An 18,070-nucleotide genomic window follows, 5' to 3' on the forward strand; every position below is an offset into this window, starting at 1 on the left:
GGGCTGGCCTGGCCTACGGTCATCGTGCTGCCATTGACGTTCACAGTGGCGCTGCCGGAAGTGACCTGGCCTCCCATGGGCAACGCAGCTGCCGGCGGCGGGACGGGCTCTGCCGCAGAGGCCAAGGCCCAGCACAGGCCCAGCCCCAACACCATGGCAGAGCCCCACCAATGAAGACGCGCATGCAGCAAGCCGAGGGGTGCGCTGGCGACAGTACCGCCTGCTCTGCCCGAGCGGGCCGTCTCAGGCGCCACGGCACAGGTGCCCTGCACGCGATTGAAGACCAGTCGGTAGGCTCGGTTGATGCTGGCATGGCGATGCATGAACTCTCCTGATGGTGTATCGAATCTCGTGGACGCTCAGCCCGTGCCAGGGTGACACGGACGAGGCCGCCGTTGCTCACCAGCGTGGCCAGCTCGCCGGCATCCACGCCGAGCTGGAGATGCCCATCCGCCCCCGCTGCCAGCGTCACCTGGCGGCCCGCAGCCAAGGCCACATCGCCGCCCGGTGCCAGCAGCTGCCCCTGGTTGCTCACGCGCGTGCCCAAGAGCGCGATGCGCCCGCCCGGCGCGACGCTGATGCGGCCCTGGTTCACCACCGAGGCGCCCTCGCCCGCACCCTGCGTGAAGCGGTCGCGGCCGGCAAGAAAGTCCGCATCGCTGATGCCCAGCGTGGAGGCCACGAGCCCGCCGGCATCGACCTGCGCGCTGCGACCGAAGAGCACGCCCGACGGGTTGACCAGGTACACCTGACCATTGGCGCTGAGGCGCCCGAAGATCTGGCTGGCGCTACCGCCGGTGACGCGATTGAGCGCGACGGCCGCGGCATTGGGCTGCACGAAGTTCACCGCTGCCGCAGAGCCCACGTCGAAGCTGGACCAGTTGATGATGGCGCGCTGGCTGGCCTGGCCTACGGTCATCGTGCTGCCGCTGGTGCTCAGGCTGGCGCTGCCGGCGGCCACTTGGCCTCCCGTAGGCAAGGCGTTGGCAGCCGGCGGGCTGAGTTCGGCCGCTGCCGAGGTGGCGGCGCACAGGCCCAGCACCGTCACCAGGGCGAAAGCCAAGCGATCGAGGCGCACTTCGGGACGCACTCGCAGCTGCACTTGCTGCAGCCGCGAGGACGAGCCGGCGGCGACGCAGTTGCCTCCACACGCCGAGCGGGCCGTCTCAGGGGCAACGGCGCAGGTGCCCAGGGCGCGATGAAAGACCAGGCGACGGGCTCGGTTGAGGCTGGCGTGGCGATGCATGAAAGCGCCCCTTTGAAACGAAACGGTATGGGATGTCACGTTGGACGGACCGCGTGTTCAGAAGCGATACCGCAGGCTCAGCCACACCCGGGCCCCGGTGCGGCTGCCGTCCTGGTTGCGTCCACTGACCCCGCTGCCCGGGTGGTGGCCGAGCGGCACCGCCAGGGTGAGGCTGGCGGCCAGGCCGGTCGGGTGAGTCCAGTTCAGGCCTGCGCCTGCGGCGGCCAGGCCGTAGTTGTTGCGGCCACCGTTGCGCGTGTCCCAGCCGGCCCAGGGCCGGTGGTGCTGACGCACGAGACCGGCATCGAGAAAGACGAAGCCGTCGAAGCTGCCGGGCGCGCTCCAGGTGAAAGGCCGATGCACTTCCAACTGCATCAGGTGCGCGCTGTCGCCCAATCCGTCATCCGCGGGGAAGGCGCGAACGCCGGAAGGGCCGCCCAGGGCCATCTTCTGCGAGGCATCGAGGTTGCGCGAAGCGAACTGGCCCGCCACGCGGATGCGCCCGTACAACGGCGCAACGAGGTTCTGCTCGCGGCGCAGCTCGTAGCTCAGGCGCGTCGCACTTCCGGCAGCACGCGGGCCGGCTGCGTCCTGCGCGCGGTCGACGGGCTCGGCCAGCGCCAGGCGGCTGTGGCCGAGCGCGACGCGCCAATCGGTGATGCCGCCGCCTTTCCAACCGTCACGGGCCTGGCCCCACAAGGCGAGCGTCGCGGTGTCGACGTGGCGCTGGCGCAGCGTAGCGCCCAGGGTGTCGTCGTTGTAGCGGCCCTGCTCCGCGTTCAGGCCGATCCAGACGCTGGCGTCGCCGCTGCGCTTCAAGGGATACGAAAGGCCGAGGGTCGTGGTGCGGGCACTGCCCCTTGCGTCCAGGCGCGCGAAGTCACGGCCCAGGCGGTAGTGGAGTTCGGAATGGGCCAGACTGGCGCGCCAGCCGCCCGTGCCCAGCGGAACGCTGTAGCCGGCAGCCAGATAGTCGAGGCTTTCGGCCGCCAGGGCCGTGAGCGTGGCCTGGTCGCCGCGGCCGGAAGGGTTGTTCAGCGCGAGCTGTGCGTGCGCCTGGGCGCGGCCGGTGAAGCGGCTGCCGGCATTGCCCAGGCCCACCTGCCCGCTGAAGAGCGGGGTGTCCTGGACGTAGAGGGCCAGGTCGCTGGTGCCGGTCTGCGTGCCGGCCTGCAGCACGCCATCGGCGCGCACGCCGGGCAGATCGTTGGCCAGGAGCAGGCCGCGTTCGAGGTCTTCTTGTGCATAGGGCTCGCCCGGATGCAGTCCGCGGGCAACCATGGCTTCGACGAAGGCAGCGTCGGCACGCGCCGGCGCGGGATCGGCCGGGATGACGCGGCCGAAGCGGCCTTCGATGACGCGAACGCGCAGGGTCCCGGCGGTGGCGTCCTGGGGCGGAATCAGCACGCGGGCGAACCAGCCGCGATCGCGGTAGAGCGCCACGAGGGCCTGCGCCGCGGCCTGCAGTTCGCCGAGGCTCAAGGGCTTGCCACGATAGGAGTCGAGCGGGCGCGCCAGTTCGTCGGCCGGAATGAGGCTGGCGCCTTCGATGCTGAACTGCTGGACGATCAGCAGCGGGCCACTGCGGTCGATCGCCGGCTCGGCGGCCCGGGTGGGCGGTGCAACGGCCGGCGGCGGAGACTGCAGGGTCTGCTCGATCTGCCGTTGGAGTTGCCCCGCGCCGGGGACGTCGACCGGGGGCGTGGGCTGCGCTTGCGCAACGCCGGCACTCAGTGTGAACGCCACCGCCAGGCAGGGATGGAGGAAGGGCTTGGTGGACAGTCGATGGGCTGGCGCAGACCGCATGGGGGAGCCTCGGGAGTGATGGCTGGCGAGTTCGCGTCGGCATTGAGGGACAAGCCCCGCAAGACCCGCTCACCGCTTCAGCGCGCCGATTCTGAAAAGGGCCAAGGCAATCCGACGAATCTCGCGACAAAAAGCGACATTTGATCGCCGCCCTCCTGCGCTCAGGCCTTGCAGTCGCCTGGGGAGTTGCGCGCTTCAGCGTTCACGCGGGTATCTGCGCCCGCGTCCCCGCATCCCTGCGCTCGCGTCCGCAGGCGTCCCACCTCATGCGTGGGCACCCGTGTCGAGGCGCCCTACACGCCCTGGTCGTCGAAGCCCACGCGCCCGGCCTCGATGGTGATGCGGCGCTCGCACTGCGCGGCGATGCCGCGGTCGTGCGTCACCAGGACCAGCGTGGTGCCCAGCTCGCGGTTGAGATCGAACATCAGCCGCATCACCTGCTCGCCGGTGGCGAAGTCCAGGCTGCCGGTGGGCTCGTCGGCCAGGAGCAGCGCCGGCTGCACCACGAAGGCACGGGCCAGCGCGACGCGTTGCTGCTCGCCGCCGGAGAGCACCTTGGGGTAGTGGTTCAGCCGCTGGCCGAGGCCGACCCGGCCCAGCATCTCGGTGGCCGCCTTGCGCGCGTCGCGGCGGTCGGCCAGTTCGAGCGGGAGCATCACGTTCTCGAGGGCGCTGAGGTTGCCGAGCAATTGGAAGCTCTGGAACACGAAGCCGACCTTGCGCGCCCGCAGCGCGGCGCGCTCGTCCTCGTCGATGGCGAACAGGTCTTCGCCGGCGAGCCTGACGGTGCCGCGGGTGGGTGTGTCCAGGCCGGCGACGATCGACAGCAGCGTGCTCTTGCCCGAACCGGACGCACCGACGATGGCGGCCGTTTCCCGCTCGCCCAGGGTGAAATCGATGTCCTGCAGAATGTCCAGCGTGCCGGTGGAGTCGGTGACGGACTTGAAAACATGTTCGACGGCGACAATGGCGGCGGGTTGGATCGAGGACATTGAAAGGTCTGGACGTGGTGAATCGGCGTCACTTTATCTTGGCCGGCACGCTCGCCGGCAGCGCGGGACCATGGGCCGCAAGGGTATGGGCCCAGGCGGCGGGCAAGCAACCGGTCATCCTGGTGGTGGGCGACTCGCTGTCGGCCGAGTACGGCCTCAAGCGCGGCGAAGGTTGGGTGCCCTTGCTGGAGAAGCGCCTCGCGGAGCAAAAGATCGCCGCCACGGTGATCAACGCGAGCATCAGCGGCGACACCACGGCGGGCGGCCGGGCCCGGCTGGCCGGCCTGCTCTCTCAACACAAGCCGACCCACGTCGTGCTGGAACTGGGCGGCAACGACGCGCTGCGCGGCCTTTCGCTGGCCGGCACCGAGGACAACCTCATGCAGATGACCAAGGCGGCGCAGGCCGCCAGCGCGCAGGTGCTGATCGTCGGCATCCAGGTGCCGCCCAATTACGGCGGCGACTACACGCGGCGCTTCGAGGCGATCTTTCCCAAGGTGGCGGGGGCGACCAAGGCGGGACTGGTACCCTTTCTGCTCAAGGGCATCGCGGACGGACCGGAGTCGGCCTCGCTGTTCCAGGCCGATCGCATCCATCCCACGGCGGCGGCCCAGCCGCGCATGCTGGACAACGTCTGGCCGGCCTTGCGCAAGTTGCTCGGCCCGCGCTAGGCCACTGAAAAAAGCCGCCGCGGACCTGCCCGCGGCGGCGTTCAAATTTCGATCAATGCCCCGGGCGTGCCTGCAGAGGCTAGCCGTCCTTGGTCGGCAGTTCCGGCACGGTCGGCGCATCATGCTCGAGTGACGCGACGTCGGTCTCCGGGTCGCCCTGCGCCAGCCCGGGGCTGCTCGGATTGAGCTTGCGGGCGGCTTTCTCGCGGGCCTTGTCTTCCTTTTTCTTCTTCTTGGCCAACTCCTTCTGACGCTTCTCGTAGCCGTAGTTCGGTGTTGCCACGTGTGCTCCTTCCTGGAAGGCAGTCCGGGGTGACTGCGTGCGCCCAATGTACGCGATAACCGGGCCGGTTCAGAGTGCCCCGGCGTGCGTCGGAGCGGCTCAAAGCGCGGCCAGGCCGCGATCGAGATCGGCGCGCAGGTCGTCGACGTCTTCCAGGCCGACCGAGAAGCGCACCAGCGTGCCCTTGTGGGGCCAGCGCGAGACCTCCGGGTCTCGCATCAGGCTGATGTCGTAAGGCACGACCAGGCTGATGGGGCCGCCCCACGAGTAGCCCAGGCGGAACAACTTCAGGCTGTCACAGAAGCGATCCACCTGAGCTGCGCTGTAGCGGTCGTCGAAGACGACCGAGAACAGGCCCGCGGCCAGGTCGGTGGCGCCGCACAGGCGCAGCCAGTTGGCATGGCCGGGCGAGCTTTCGAGGGCCGGGTGCAGCACCTGCGCGATCTCGGCACGATCGGCCAGCCAGCGCGCCAGTTCGCGGGCCGCGCTGTCGTGCGCCTGGTAACGCAGGCTCAGGCTGGGCAGCGAGCGCAGAAGGGTCTCGACGTCGCCGACGCCGATGCCGAAGCCGATGCGCATATGGGTGAGCTTCAGGGCGCGGTGCAGTTGCTCGTCGCGCGTGATCACGCTGCCCATCAGCACGTCGCCCCCGCCGCTGGGGTACTTGGTGAGCGCCTGGATGGAGGTGTCCACGCCCTGGCCACTGCCGTTGAAGTCGAAAGGTGCGAAGGCCAGGCCCGCGCCCCAGGTGTTGTCCAGCGCGGTGAGCACGCCGCGCGCGCGGCAGGCCGCCACCAGGGCCGGCAGGTCGGGGAATTCCATGGTGACGGAGCCGGGCGCCTCCAACCACACCAGCCGGGTGCGGTCGGACAGCTTGGCGGCGAGGTCGGCCGGGTCCATCGGGTCGTAGAGCCGGTGCGTGATGCCGAAGTTGGCCAGTTCCCCGCTGCACAGCGCCTTGTTGGGTCCGTAGGCGTTGTCGGGTACCAGCACCTCGTCGCCTGTCTTGAGGAAGGCGAAAGCCACCAGCGAGATGGCGGCCAGGCCGCTGGGCACCAGCAGGCATTCGGTGCCCCCCTCCAGCGTCGCCAGGCGCTCTTCCAGCGTGAAGGTGGTCGGCGTGCCGTGCAGGCCGTAGGTGTAGCCGGCCTTGGTTTTCCAGTCGCGCGCGCGCATGGCGGCGACGTCGGCGAAGAAGACGGTGGATGCCTTGTAGACGCCCGGCTGGGGCGCGGCGAAAGGGGCCGGCGGTTGGTAGGGGTGGTGGATCAGTTCGGTGATGGGCTTGGGCATGGTGCCATGCTAGTCCACCCGCTGCAGTCGACGCCGACGGCGGGGCGTCCGACAATGGCCGATTCCGATCACTGCGGGCACAAGTGTCCTGGGAGTTCCTGATGGCTGTTCATGAGCTGTTCGCCTACCTCTGCGTGAACGACACCGCCAAGGCGATCGCCTGGTATGGCGAGGTGCTCGGCACCACCGAGAAATTCAGACTCACCGAGCCATCGGGCCGCATCGGCCATGCGGAGCTGGACCTCGGCGGCACCACGCTGATGCTGTGCGACGAGTTTCCCGAATACGGCATCCGCGGGCCCTTGAGCATCGGCGCGACCGCGGTCAGCATCCACCTGCACGTGGACGATGCGGATGCGCTGGTCGAGCGCGCGGTGAAGGCGGGCGCGACGCTCGAGATCGCGGTGCAGGACCAGTTCTACGGGGAGCGCTCCGGCGCCTTCAAGGACCCGTTCGGCCACCGCTGGAACGTGGGCCACGGCATCGAGGAACTGTCGCCGGAGGAAATGCAGCGGCGCTATACCGAGCTGCTCGGGTCGCCATGATCACTCCGGCTCGATGTTCGCCTCCTTGACGACCTTGCCCCACTTGGCGAGGTCGGACCTGATCAGCGCCGCGTAGTCCTGCGGCGTACCGCCTTGGACCTCGATGCCGGCGGCCTCGAGCTTGGCGCGGACCTCGGGCAGCTTCAGCGCCGCGTTGATCTCGGCATTGAGCTTCGCGACGATCGGCCTGGGCGTGCCGGCCGGCGCCAGGAAGCCGCCGTTGGTGTTGGCGTCGTAACCCTTGAGCCCCTGCTCGTCCGCCGTCGGCACCTCGGGCAAGGCCGAGGACCGCTTGAGCGTCGACACCGCGACCGCACGGACGTTGCCGGCCTTCACCTGCGGCAGGATCGCACTGATGGTGTCGATGTAGAGCGCGGTGCGGCCGCCCAGCAGGTCCGGATGCGCGGCGGACGAGCCCTTGTACGGCACCAGCAGCATGTCGGCGCGCGAGGCCATGCGGAACATCTCGGCGGCCATCTCCTGCGCGCTGCCGCGCCCGGAGGTCGCGACCTTGGCCTTGTCCGGATTGGCCTTCATCCACGCCACCAGCTCGGGCAAGGTCTTGGCAGGAACCTGCGGGTTGATCGCGAACACCAGCGGAACCACGTGCGTGTAGACGATCGGCTCGAAGCTCTTCTCCGGGTCCCAGCCCAGGTTCTTGAACAGGAACTTGTTGATGTTGTGGCTGCCGCCCACGATGCCGATGGTGTAGCCGTCGGGAGGCGACTTGGCGAGCAGGTCGGTGCCGAGGTTGTTGGAAGCGCCGGGCCGGTTGTCCACTACCACCGGCTGGCCCATCGAGGCCGCGAGCTTGTCGCCGACCACGCGGGCGATGGTGTCGATCGCGCCGCCCGGCGGGGCCGGCACGATGATCTTGATGGCGCGCGCCGGATAGGCCTGCGCCGACGCGAGCATCGGAACCACGGCGAGCGAGGCCGTCAGGGCCAGGATCTTGAGCAGGGGCTGGAAGGGCATGGGTGTCTCCTCTTCGGTTTTCGGTGAATCGCGACGTTCATTCGACGGAGATGTTGCGGCTTCGGATGATCTGGGCGTAGCGCTGCCGGTCGTCCGCGATCAGCTTGTCGAACTCCTGCGGCGTCGTGCTCCGGGGCACGCCGCCCAGCGCCGCGAACCGCGCCTTGACCGATTCGTCCGCCAGCACGGCGCGCACGTCGGACGCGATCTTGTCCACGATGTCCTTTGGGGTGCCGGCAGGTGCCACCAGGCCGATCCAAGAGATGGCGTTGAAGCCGGGAAGAACGGTCTCCGACAGCGTGGGCACATCGGGCAGGGCCGGCACGCGCTTGCCGCCCGTCACCGCCAGGGCGCGCAGTTTTCCGGCCTTGATGTTCCCCGATGCTTCCAGCACCGTCATGAAGGACAGCTGCACGTGGCCGGCGAGAAGATCGGCGATCGCCGGCCCGCCGCCCCGGTAAGGCACGTGCAGGACGAAGGTGCCCGTCTGGTCCTTGAACATCTCGGCCACCAGATGGGGTGCGCCGCCCGCGCCCGAACTGCTGTAGCTCAGCTGCCCCGGCCGGGACTTGGCCAGCGCGACGAACTCCGCTGGCGTCTTCGCGGGCACCGACGGATTGACCATCATCGCCAGCGGCAGTTCGGCCACCAGGGAGATGGGCGCGAACGCGCTCGCGGCGTCGTAGGCCATCCTGGGGTAGAGCGAGGGATTGATCGCCTGGGTACCGATGTTGCCCAGCAGCAAGGTGTAGCCGTCGGGCTTGGCCTTGGCGACGTATTCGGCGCCGATCTGCCCCGCGGCGCCGCCCTTGTTCTCGACGACCACGCTCTGTCCCCAGCGCCTGGCCAATTGCTCCGCGATCACGCGGCCGCCTGTGTCGGTTCCGCCGCCGGGAGGAAAGGGAACCACCAGAGTGACCGGCCGCGAGGGATAGCCCTGAGCGAGGCTCGGTACGTGGGCGACGGCGCCGAGGGCCAGGGCCATCGCGATGGCGATGCGTTGCTTGATCAAGATGTGTCTCCGTGAAGTTGCGCTGCGAAACGTCCCAAGGTCGGGCGGGCCCCGCCCTGGGTCAGGTGGTCAGGCTCATGGCCGGGCGCTGGCCGGCCAGGGCTTGCGCGAGACTGTCGAGCACCATCTCGGCCATGGCCGTGCGGGTCTCCCAAGTGGCGCTGGCGCGGTGGGCCTGGAGGGTCGTGCGGTCCGACTGGCGCAACGCCGCCGGGACGCGGGGCTCGTCGACGAACACGTCCAGCCCGGCGCCGGCGATGCGGCCGGCGACCAGCGCCTCGGCCAGGGCAGACTCCTGCACCAGGCGGCCGCGGGCCACGTTGACCAGGAAACCGCGCGGGCCGAGCGCGTCCAGCACCGCCGCATCGACGATGCCCTCGGCCTGATCGGCCGCCGCGCACAGCACCAAGGCGTCCGAATCGCGAGCGAGCTCGACGAGCTGCGGCACGAAAAGGTGCGGCACGTCGTCCATGGCGCGCAGGTCGGTGTAGCGGATGGTGCAGCCGAAGGCGGCGGCACGCACGGCCACCGCGCGGCCCACGCGGCCCATCCCCACGATGCCGACGTCCATGCCGCTGAAGCGCCGGGCGAGCGGAATGGCCCCGGGCTGCGGATGGCGTTCCCACTGCCCTTCGCGCACGAAGCGGTCCCCCGCGCACAGGTTGCGGCAGGCCGCGATGAGCAGCCCGATGGCCAGGTCGGCCACGTCTTCGGTCAGCGCGCCCAGGGTCGCGGTGACGGGCAAGGCGCGGCCACGGCAATAGGCCAGGTCGACGGCGTCGGTGCCGACACCGTTGACGGCCACCACCCTGAGCCTGGGCAGTTGCTCCAGCATCGCTCGTGAAACGCCTGTGTGTCCCCCGGTGATCAGCGCATCGACGGTGGAGCCGTGCTCGCGCACCCAGGCGCCCGGGTCGGGCGTCTCGAAGAGCTTGTGGACCTCGTACAGCGCAGCGAGCTTGTCGTTGATCGAAGGGATCAGGATCGGATTGAGTTGCAGGACCCGAGGTTTCATGGGCTCGAAAAGGTGCGAATCAGGGTGGCCTCATGGTAGTTAATACTTGATCCACAACGCAATATTGACATATAAAATCAATATATAAACTTCTCGAGCCGTTCCACCATGGCATCCTGGATTTCGATGGCCGAGGCCTGCCGCCTCCTGGAGGTGCAGCCTCAAACGGTGTACGCCTACGTGAGCCGCGGCAAGCTGGAAGTCATGCCCGACCCGGCCGATACCCGCCGCAGCCTGTACCGCGCCGAAGACGTCGCCGCCCTGGCACGGCGCAAGCAGGCCGGCCGCAAGCACGAGACGCTGGCCACCAACACGCTGTTCGGCGTGGAGCCGAGCATCCCCACCTCGCTGTCGTCCTTCCACCGCGGGCGGCTCTACTACCGGGGGCAGGACGCCGTCGCGCTGGCAGGCTCAGCCAGCCTGGAGGATGTCGCGCGCCTGCTATGGGATGCGCAGCAGCCGGTCGATTTCGGCATCCGCCGGGCGGTACGGGCAGGCAAGCCGGGCCGGGTCGCCGCGTTCACGGCCCTCGCGGCCCTGGCCGCCGGCGGACACTCGACACGGGGGCGCCTGACCCGGGTCCTGCACGCCGAGGCGCAGAGCCTGGTGGGGCAACTGGCCGACTGCTTCGGCGCGCAGAAGGCAGAGCAGCCGCTTCATCTGCGTTTCGCGCAAGGATGGAACCAGTCGCCCCAAGTGGCCGAGCTGCTGCGCACGGCCATGGTGCTGCTGGTGGACCATGAGTTGACGAGCTCGGCCTTCACGACGCGCATCGCCGCCTCGACGGGAGCCTCGTTGCCGGCCTGCCTGCTGGCGGGCCTGTCCACGCTGTCGGGGCCCCTGCATGGCGACGCGTCGGGACGGGTCCAGGTGCTTTTCGGCGAGGTCGAGCGGCTCGGCGAGGACCAGGTCATCACCCACTACCTGTCCAGCGGCCTGCCGCTGGCGGGATTCGGCCACCACCTCTATCCCGATGGCGATCCGCGCGCGGCGGCCCTGCTCTCCTTGTTCGAGCCCCCGCCGGCCATTGCACGCTTCATCGGCAAGGCGACCGAGTTGACGGGCCTGAAGCCCAACATCGACGTGGCCCTGGCGGCACTCGTGGCTCACCACCAGTTGCCCGCCGACGCGGCCTTCGGGCTATTCGCCACGGCGCGCAGCGTCGGGCTCCTGGCGCATGGCCTGGAGCAGTTGGAAGTGACGCAGGTCATTCGCCCGCGCGGGCGCTACGTGGGCCGGATGCCCGAGGCGACGCAGGGCGTGCGGCCTTGAAAGAAGGTTGCCGGATCGAGGCTAGGGCCTGTTAACGCTATGCAAGCGGTCCCATGCATAGCGTTAACAGGCCCTAAACCGACCACTTCTCGATGAGCTTCTCGGCGCCGAGCGAGTCGTAGCCCTCGAAGGGCTGGTGGATCCAGGGGTTGGTGGGCAGGTACTCGACCGAGTAGTCCGGCGTGAAGGTGGACAGCGCCTTGGTCCAGATGACGGCGCTGCGCAGCTCGGTGATCGGCTTGTAGTTGCTCTTGAGCATCTCCACCACGGCGTGCAGGGTGTGGCCGGAATCGGCCAGGTCGTCCACCAGCAGCACCCTGCCCGCGATCTCGCCCTTGGGGGTGGTGATGTACCGCGCGATGTCCAGGTGCCCCTGGATCGTGCCGGCATCGGCGCGGTAGGAGCTGGTGGACATGATCGCCAGCGGCTTGTCGAAGATGCGCGAGAGCACGTCACCCGGCCGCATGCCGCCGCGCGCCAGGCACAGGATGGTGTCGAACTGCCAGCCCGACTGATGCACCTTGATCGCGAGCTTCTCGATCAGGTTGTGGTACTCGTCGTAACTCACGTACAGGTGTTTGCCGTCTTCGGTCAGCATGCGCACATCTCCATCATTGCGTTGGGTCGGGGACTGTTTGTCTTTGCAGGGGCGAACGTCATTCCGCGAGATACGGGTGGCGCATCATGATGGTGTGGTCGCGGTCCGGGCTGGTCGACACCATGTGGATCGGCACGCCCGTGACCTGCTCGATGCGCTGCAGGTAGAGCCTCGCATTGACGGGCAGCTTGTCGTAGTGGGTGATGCCCACCGTGCTCTCGCTCCAGCCTTCCAGCGTCTCGTAGACCGGCTTGCAGCGCGCGATCTCGTCGGCGCCCAGCGGCAGGATGTCGGTGTATTCGCCGTCGAGCTGGTAGCCGGTGCACAGCTGCAGCTCCTTCAGGCCGTCCAGCACGTCGAGCTTGGTGATGCACAGCCCGGAGAGGCCGTTGACCTGGGCCGAACGCTTGAGCAGTGCCGCGTCGAACCATCCGCAGCGGCGGCTGCGGCCGGTGGTGACGCCCTTCTCGGCGCCCACCGTGCTCAGGTGGTAGCCCACGGTGCCGGGCTTGTCCCAGTCCAGTTCGGTGGGGAACGGACCGCCGCCGACGCGCGTGCAGTAGGCCTTGGTGATGCCGAGGATGTAGTGCAGCAGCCCCGGCCCCACGCCCGCGCCCGCCGCGGCGTTGCCCGCCACGCAGTTGCTGGAGGTGACGTAGGGGTAGGTGCCGTGGTCGACGTCGAGCAGCGTGCCCTGCGCGCCCTCGAACAGCAGGTTGGCGCCGGCGCGATGGGCGTCGTTGAGTTCGCGCGAGACGTCCGCCATCATCGGCTTGAGCATCTCGGCGTGGCGCATGGCCTCGTCGTAGACCGCATCGAATCCGATGGCCGATGCGCCCAGGACCTGCGTCAGCACATGGTTGTGCAGCTCGAGCAGCACGCGCAGCTTGTCGGCAAAGCGATCGGGATGCTTCAGGTCCTGCACGCGCAGCGCGCGGCGCGCGATCTTGTCCTCGTAGGCCGGGCCGATGCCGCGGCCGGTGGTGCCGATCTTCTCGATGCCGCCCTTTTCGCGGTAGGCCTCGCGCGCGATGTCCAGCGCGGCGTGGAACGGCAGGATCAGCGGGCAGGCCTCGCTGATGCGCAGGCGCGAGCGCACCTCGACGCCGGCCTTTTCGAGCCCTTCGATCTCCTCGAAGAGCTTCGCCGCCGACAGCACCACGCCATTGCCGATGTAGCACTTGACGCCGGGCCGCATGATGCCGCTGGGGATCAGGTGCAACGCGGTCTTCACGCCGTTGATGACCAGCGTGTGGCCCGCGTTGTGGCCGCCCTGGAAGCGAACCACGCCCTGCGCGCTCTCGGTCAGCCAATCGACCAGTTTGCCCTTGCCCTCGTCGCCCCATTGGGTGCCGACGACGACCACGTTTCGTCCGGTGGTAACGCTCATGATGTTTCGCTCTCGAAGATTCAAATCGTCCTGACGGTCCACTGCCCGGCTTGCTCGATCAGCTCGCGGTCGCAGTGGAATTCGTCGATCTCGCTCTCGTGGCCCGGCAATACGCACACCACGGTCTCGCCCCGGCTGCGCAGCTCGGCGATGGTCCGGCCGAGTCCCGGGGCATCGCTCCAGGGCGCCCGGATCGCGGCGCGCAGGGGCCGCGCCGGCAGCACGCCCACCAGTTCGCGCACATCGAGGCTGAAGCCCACGGCAGGACGGTTGCGGCCGAACACGGCGCCGACCTCGTCGTAGCGGCCGCCGCGCACCAGCGCGTCGCTCGCGCCCTCGGTGTAGATGCCGAAGCGCATGCCGCTGTAGTAGGCATAGCCGCGCAGGTCGGCCAGGTCGAAGCTCACCTGGGCGCCATCGAGCCGGCTCGCCAGTTGCCGGAGTTCGCCCAGTGCCTGGCGCACGGCCGCCGTGTCGGGGAGCTGCTTCGCTGCTTCGTCGAGCACGCCGATGTCGCCGTAGAGCGTCAGCACCGCCAGCAAGCCGTCGCGCGATGCGGCGGGAAAGCCGGCGGTGAGCTCGGCCAGGCCGCTGGCGTCCTTGGCGGCCAGGGCCGCGTGCACCCGCGCGATGGTGGCGGCGTCGGCCGACACGTCGGCCAGCAGCGCCTGCACGATGCGGGCATCGGCCAGGTCGACGATGACGGCGTTTTTCACGCCCGCCGCGCGCAGGCAGTCCAGGGCCAGCCGCAGCACCTCGGTGTCGGCCTCGAGGCCGGCATGGCCGTAGATCTCGGCGCCGAACTGCAGCGGCTCGCGAGTCGCGTGCGGCCGGTCGGGGCGGGTGTGGAGCACCGGGCCGCAGTAACACAGCCGGGCCACGCCGCGTCGGTTGAGCAAGTGAGCGTCGATTCGAGCCACCTGCGGGGTGGTGTCGGCGCGCAGGCCCAGGCTGCGGCCGGAAAGCTGGTCCACCAGCTTGAAGGTCTGCAGGCCCAGCGCCTCGCCGGTGCCGGACAGAAGAGACTCGAGGTGTTCCAGGAGAGGCGGCATCACCAGCTCGCAGCCGTAGCCACGGGCGGTGTCGAGCAGTTGGCGTCGAAGTTCTTCGATGTGACGCGCCTCGGAGGGCAGCACATCGGCTATGTGATCCGGGAGGACCCAGGCTGACATGGAGGATCGGGGGCGTGGTTAAACCCGGATTCTACCGGGCCGTCGCTACGCCAGAACCCAGAGCAGGAGCAGACCCAGGAGGATGCTGCAGAGGCCGAAGAAGCGCAGCTGCCCATCCCGCAGCTGCAGCAGCTGGCCGAAGCCGCGCCGCCAGTTGCCGGGCGAGACGAAGGGCAGGATGCCCTCGATCACCAGCACGAGCGCCAGCGCGCTCCAGAAGGTTTCCCCGCTCACGCCGCCCCCGGCTCTCTACCGCCGGGCGGCCGCCGAGGCACCACCCGAACTCTGCATCGCGCGGAAGAAGTCGGACGACGGGTCCAGCACCATCACGTCGCTCTTCTTGTTGAAGCTCTGCTTGTAGGCATCGAGGCTGCGGTAGAACTGGGCGAACTGCGGGTCGCGGCCGAAGGCCTCGGCGTAGGCGGCCGCGGCGCGTGCATCACCCTCGCCCTTGATCTTCTGCGCATCGCGGTAGGCGTTGGCGACGATCACCTCGCGCTGCCGGTCGGCGTCGGCGCGGATCTTCTCGCCCTCGGCGAAGCCGGTGGAACGCAGCTCGTTGGCCACGCGCTTGCGCTCGGCCTCCATGCGGCGGTAGACCGACTCGGTGATCGCCTCCACGTAGTCGACCCGCGTGACGCGCACATCGATGATGTCGATGCCCCAGGGCTTGGTGCCCTTCACCACGGCCAGCATCTCACGCTGCACGTCGCTCATCAGCGCCTCGCGGCGGGTGGAGATGAGTTCACGCACGGTGCGCTTGTTGACGTTCTCCTGGAAGGCATTGCGCACCACGCGGTTGAGCTGCACCGCGCCGGCGTTCTCGTCGAGGCCGACGTTGCGGATGTAGGCCTGCGGATCGGTGATGCGCCAGCGCACGTACCAGTCGATCACCACGCGCTGCTTCTCGGCCGTGAGCATGGGCTCGGGGTCGAGGCTGGACAGCGTGAGCAGCCGCTTGTCGATGTATGACACGTTCTGGAAAGGCGGCGGCAGCTTGAAGTTCAAGCCCGGCTCGGTGATCACTTCCTTGATCTGCCCCAGGGCGTAAACCACCCCGAACTGCCGCTGGTCGACCACGAAGAGCGTGGAGCTCAGGAGCGCCAGCGCCACCAGGACGGACGAAACGATGAAGCCTAGTTTGTTCATTCTCGCGTTCCTCCTCAGCGCACGTCGCGGTCACGTGAGCGGCCGTCTCGCGCACGGGATTCGCCGGGCGGCGCGACCGGGATCACCGAGGACTGGGTCGGCGCGGTACCGGCCACGCTCGGGCTGGCACCGTCGACCGGCGCGCCCGCGCCGGCCTGGCCGCTCATCTGCATGAGCTTGTCCAGCGGCAGGTACAGCAGGTTGGAGCCCTGCTTGGAGTCGACCAGCACCTTGGTCGTGTTGGTGTAGATCTGCTGCATGGCGTCGGTGTACATGCGGTCGCGGGTCACCTGCGGCGCGCGCTGGTACTCGGCCAGCACCGAGCTGAAGCGCTGCGCATCACCCTCGGCCTGCGCGATGACGCGTGCCTTGTAGGCCTCGGACTCTTCCTTGAGGCGCGAGGCGGTACCGGTGGCGCGCGGCACCACGTCGTTGGCATAGGCCTGCGCCTCGTTCTTGGTGCGTTCGCGCTCCTGGCCGGCTTTGAGCACGTCGTCGAAGGCCGCCTGGACCTGCTCCGGCGGGCGCAGGCCGCCCTGCTGCAGGTTGATGCCGACCACCTCGATGCCGACCTTGTAGCGGTCGAGGATGTTCTGCATCAGCGTGCGGACCCGCGGCGCGATCTGGTCCCGCTCCTCGGCGAGCGCCGCGTCCATCTTCATCTTGCCGACCACCTCGCGCACGGCGGTCTCGGCCACCTGCACCACGGCGTCGGTCGGCGTCTTGCTCTCGTACAGGAAGGCGCGCGCGTCGCTGAGCCGGTACTGCACCGCGAACTTGATCTCGACGATGTTCTCGTCTTCGGTGAGCATGGCGGAGTCGCGCAGACCGGTGGAGCGAACAATGGTGTCGCGGCCCACGTCCATCGAGCGGATCTGGGTCACGACAACGACCTCGTGGCGCTGGATCGGGTACGGCAGCCGCCAGTTGAAGCCGGCACCGACGGTCGCCTTGTAGCGCCCGAACTGGGTGATCACGGCCTGCTGGCCTTCGTTGACGATGAAGAAGCCGGTGCCCAGCCAGATCAGGACGGCGACCGCCGCCACCAGGCCCAGGCCGACGCCGGCGTTCTTCATGTCGGGCTTCATGCCGTTGCCGCCATTGCCGCTGGGGCGCCCGCCGTTGCCGCCACGGCCCCCGCCGAACAGGCCGCCGAGCTTGCGGTTGAAGTCGCGCCAGAGTTCGTCGAGGTCCGGCGGCCCCTGGTTCGGCCCCTGGTTCGGCCCCTGGCCGCGCGGACGGTTGTTGTTCGGACCCGAATCCTCGTCGGGACGGTTGGCGTTCGGGCGGTCCCCGTTCGAGGAGGGCTCGTCGCCCCGGCCCCAACGGCCGTCGTTCAGGTTGAACATGCCCTGAAACCGTCTCCACACTGGCTTTGCGTTCATTCGTCGAGTTCTCTGGTCACAGCTTGTCAGTGGGGGGATTGTGCCAATGCGCCGACACCATCGTGCAATTCGGTGCCGGGGCCTGGGGTCATGCCCTCTTCCCGGCCCGCCAGCGCACGGCGCGCGAGTTCGGCCCGCAGCAGGGGCAGGCCTTCGCCGCTGTGGGCGCTCAGGAAAATGCGCGCCATCTTCATGCCGTCGACTTCGATCTCGTCGGCCAGGACATGCGGCCGCTGCCCCGCGTCGATCGCGTCGAGCTTGTTGAAGACCAGCAGTTGCGGCACGTTGTCGGCCCCGATCTCCTTGAGCACCGCCTGCACCTCGGCCATCTGCTCGGGGTGGTGAGGGTTGGATGCATCGACCACGTGCAGCAGCAGGTCGGCATCGACCGCCTCCTGCAGCGTGGCCTTGAAAGCGTCGATCAGGCCATGCGGCAGCTCGCGGATGAAGCCCACGGTGTCGGAGATCGACACCTTGCGCTTCGCATCGCCGAGGTACAGGTGGCGCGTGGTCGTGTCCAGCGTGGCGAAGAGCTGGTCGGCGGCATAGGCGCGGGCCTTCACCAGCGCATTGAACAGGGAGGATTTGCCGGCGTTGGTGTAGCCCACCAGCGAGATGTTGAAGGTGTCGCGCCGCTCGCGCTGGCGGCGCTGGGTGCCACGCTGCCGCTGCACCTTGGCCAAGCGCTCGCGGGTGCGACGGATGGAGTCGCCGATCATCCGGCGGTCGAGCTCGATCTGCGTCTCGCCCGGGCCGCCGCGCGTGCCGATGCCGCCGCGCTGGCGCTCCAGGTGGGACCAGCGGCGCACCAGGTGCGTGCTGAGGTACTGCAGGCGCGCCAGCTCGACCTGCAGCTTGCCCTCGTGGGAGCGGGCGCGCTGGGCGAAGATCTCGAGGATCAGGAAGGTACGGTCGTACACCGCGACCCCGAGCTGGCGCTCGAGGTTGCGCTGCTGCGCGGGGCTCAGGGCCTGGTCGAAGATCACCTCGCCGGCGCCATGCAACTGGGCCAGCTCGCGGATTTCCTCGGCCTTGCCGCTGCCCACGAAGAGGGCCGCGTCGGGCGCGCGGCGCTTGGCGATCAGGCGCGCAACGGGTTCGAGGCCCGCGGTCTGCGCAAGAAGGCCCAGTTCCTCGAGTTCGCCGTCGAAATGGGGCAGCCCGAAATCGACGCCGACGAGAACGACGGCACCCTCTTTTCGGGAAGTCAGTTCAGACAAGCGGTGTCAATGAGAAGAAGCGCGGCGGCCGGGCCACCGCGCTTCG

The 18,070-nt window shown here is 68.9% G+C and carries 18 protein-coding genes and 1 pseudogene; 3 read left to right on the forward strand and 16 right to left on the reverse strand.

Annotated elements, in window-relative coordinates; all coding sequences use genetic code 11:
* From ABEA07_RS28695 to ABEA07_RS24525, 4 genes and pseudogenes are all read right to left on the reverse strand, one after another.
* A partial coding sequence (locus tag ABEA07_RS28695) for an ESPR-type extended signal peptide-containing protein (RefSeq protein WP_425584170.1) occupies positions 1–323 on the reverse strand: 323 nt, incomplete at its 3' end.
* A gap of 152 nt (positions 324–475) precedes the next feature.
* A pseudogene (locus tag ABEA07_RS28700) lies at positions 476–1,246 on the reverse strand (two-partner secretion domain-containing protein); the annotation flags it as partial.
* 57 nt (positions 1,247–1,303) lie between these two features.
* On the reverse strand, positions 1,304–3,052 hold the full coding sequence (locus ABEA07_RS24520; protein ID WP_345541152.1) for a ShlB/FhaC/HecB family hemolysin secretion/activation protein: 1,749 nt from the start codon (positions 3,050–3,052) through the stop codon (positions 1,304–1,306).
* A gap of 293 nt (positions 3,053–3,345) precedes the next feature.
* Positions 3,346–4,044: an ABC transporter ATP-binding protein gene (locus ABEA07_RS24525; protein ID WP_345541153.1), complete on the reverse strand. Its 699-nt coding sequence runs from the start codon at positions 4,042–4,044 to the stop codon at positions 3,346–3,348.
* A 38-nt stretch (positions 4,045–4,082) separates the two neighbouring features.
* Between ABEA07_RS24525 and ABEA07_RS24530 the strand changes: the two genes are divergently transcribed.
* The gene (locus tag ABEA07_RS24530) at positions 4,083–4,715 is read left to right on the forward strand and encodes an arylesterase (RefSeq protein ID WP_345541154.1); all 633 of its coding nucleotides are present in this window, start codon (positions 4,083–4,085) and stop codon (positions 4,713–4,715) included.
* Positions 4,716–4,794: 79 nt separating this feature from the next.
* Here the strand turns inward: ABEA07_RS24530 and ABEA07_RS24535 are convergent, their stop codons facing one another.
* On the reverse strand, positions 4,795–4,998 hold the full coding sequence (locus ABEA07_RS24535) for a hypothetical protein (protein ID WP_345541156.1): 204 nt from the start codon (positions 4,996–4,998) through the stop codon (positions 4,795–4,797).
* A 99-nt stretch (positions 4,999–5,097) separates the two neighbouring features.
* On the reverse strand, positions 5,098–6,291 hold the full coding sequence (locus ABEA07_RS24540) for a cystathionine beta-lyase (RefSeq protein WP_345541157.1): 1,194 nt from the start codon (positions 6,289–6,291) through the stop codon (positions 5,098–5,100).
* Between the two features lie 101 nt (positions 6,292–6,392).
* Here ABEA07_RS24540 and ABEA07_RS24545 point away from each other — a divergent pair, with 101 nt between their 5' ends.
* Positions 6,393–6,836, forward strand: coding sequence for a VOC family protein (locus ABEA07_RS24545; protein ID WP_345541158.1), 444 nt, complete (start codon positions 6,393–6,395; stop codon positions 6,834–6,836).
* Here ABEA07_RS24545 and ABEA07_RS24550 read toward each other — a convergent pair whose 3' ends face one another.
* The 3 genes from ABEA07_RS24550 to ABEA07_RS24560 all read right to left on the reverse strand — a co-directional run bounded on the left by ABEA07_RS24550 (position 6,837) and on the right by ABEA07_RS24560 (position 9,838).
* The gene (locus ABEA07_RS24550; RefSeq protein WP_345541160.1) at positions 6,837–7,811 is read right to left on the reverse strand and encodes a Bug family tripartite tricarboxylate transporter substrate binding protein; all 975 of its coding nucleotides are present in this window, start codon (positions 7,809–7,811) and stop codon (positions 6,837–6,839) included. It abuts the gene before it with no gap.
* A gap of 37 nt (positions 7,812–7,848) precedes the next feature.
* The gene (locus ABEA07_RS24555; protein ID WP_425584171.1) at positions 7,849–8,796 is read right to left on the reverse strand and encodes a Bug family tripartite tricarboxylate transporter substrate binding protein; all 948 of its coding nucleotides are present in this window, start codon (positions 8,794–8,796) and stop codon (positions 7,849–7,851) included.
* An 88-nt stretch (positions 8,797–8,884) separates the two neighbouring features.
* Positions 8,885–9,838, reverse strand: a complete 954-nt coding sequence (locus ABEA07_RS24560; protein WP_345541163.1) for a 2-hydroxyacid dehydrogenase — start codon at positions 9,836–9,838, stop codon at positions 8,885–8,887.
* A gap of 108 nt (positions 9,839–9,946) precedes the next feature.
* Between ABEA07_RS24560 and ABEA07_RS24565 the strand changes: the two genes are divergently transcribed.
* Complete coding sequence (locus tag ABEA07_RS24565) at positions 9,947–11,110, forward strand: citrate/2-methylcitrate synthase (protein ID WP_345541164.1); 1,164 nt, start codon at positions 9,947–9,949, stop codon at positions 11,108–11,110.
* 73 nt (positions 11,111–11,183) lie between these two features.
* Here ABEA07_RS24565 and ABEA07_RS24570 read toward each other — a convergent pair whose 3' ends face one another.
* From ABEA07_RS24570 to hflX, 7 genes are all read right to left on the reverse strand, one after another.
* Positions 11,184–11,708: a phosphoribosyltransferase gene (locus ABEA07_RS24570; protein ID WP_345541166.1), complete on the reverse strand. Its 525-nt coding sequence runs from the start codon at positions 11,706–11,708 to the stop codon at positions 11,184–11,186.
* Between the two features lie 58 nt (positions 11,709–11,766).
* Positions 11,767–13,098, reverse strand: a complete 1,332-nt coding sequence (locus ABEA07_RS24575; protein ID WP_345541168.1) for an adenylosuccinate synthase — start codon at positions 13,096–13,098, stop codon at positions 11,767–11,769.
* A gap of 20 nt (positions 13,099–13,118) precedes the next feature.
* On the reverse strand, positions 13,119–14,270 hold the full coding sequence (locus ABEA07_RS24580; RefSeq protein WP_345541169.1) for an ATP phosphoribosyltransferase regulatory subunit: 1,152 nt from the start codon (positions 14,268–14,270) through the stop codon (positions 13,119–13,121).
* Positions 14,271–14,315: 45 nt separating this feature from the next.
* Positions 14,316–14,504 (reverse strand): DUF2065 domain-containing protein, encoded by a 189-nt coding sequence (locus ABEA07_RS24585; protein WP_345541170.1) that lies wholly within the window; start codon positions 14,502–14,504, stop codon positions 14,316–14,318.
* Between the two features lie 15 nt (positions 14,505–14,519).
* Positions 14,520–15,419, reverse strand: coding sequence for a protease modulator HflC (gene hflC, locus ABEA07_RS24590; RefSeq protein WP_345541172.1), 900 nt, complete (start codon positions 15,417–15,419; stop codon positions 14,520–14,522).
* 14 nt (positions 15,420–15,433) lie between these two features.
* Complete coding sequence (gene hflK, locus ABEA07_RS24595) at positions 15,434–16,768, reverse strand: FtsH protease activity modulator HflK (RefSeq protein WP_345541173.1); 1,335 nt, start codon at positions 16,766–16,768, stop codon at positions 15,434–15,436.
* Between the two features lie 62 nt (positions 16,769–16,830).
* The gene (hflX, locus tag ABEA07_RS24600; RefSeq protein ID WP_345541174.1) at positions 16,831–18,024 is read right to left on the reverse strand and encodes a GTPase HflX; all 1,194 of its coding nucleotides are present in this window, start codon (positions 18,022–18,024) and stop codon (positions 16,831–16,833) included.
* Positions 18,025–18,070 lie beyond the last annotated feature (46 nt).

Source organism: Variovorax defluvii, assembly GCF_039541515.1.
GTDB classification, from domain to species: Bacteria; Pseudomonadota; Gammaproteobacteria; order Burkholderiales; family Burkholderiaceae_C; genus Variovorax; species Variovorax defluvii.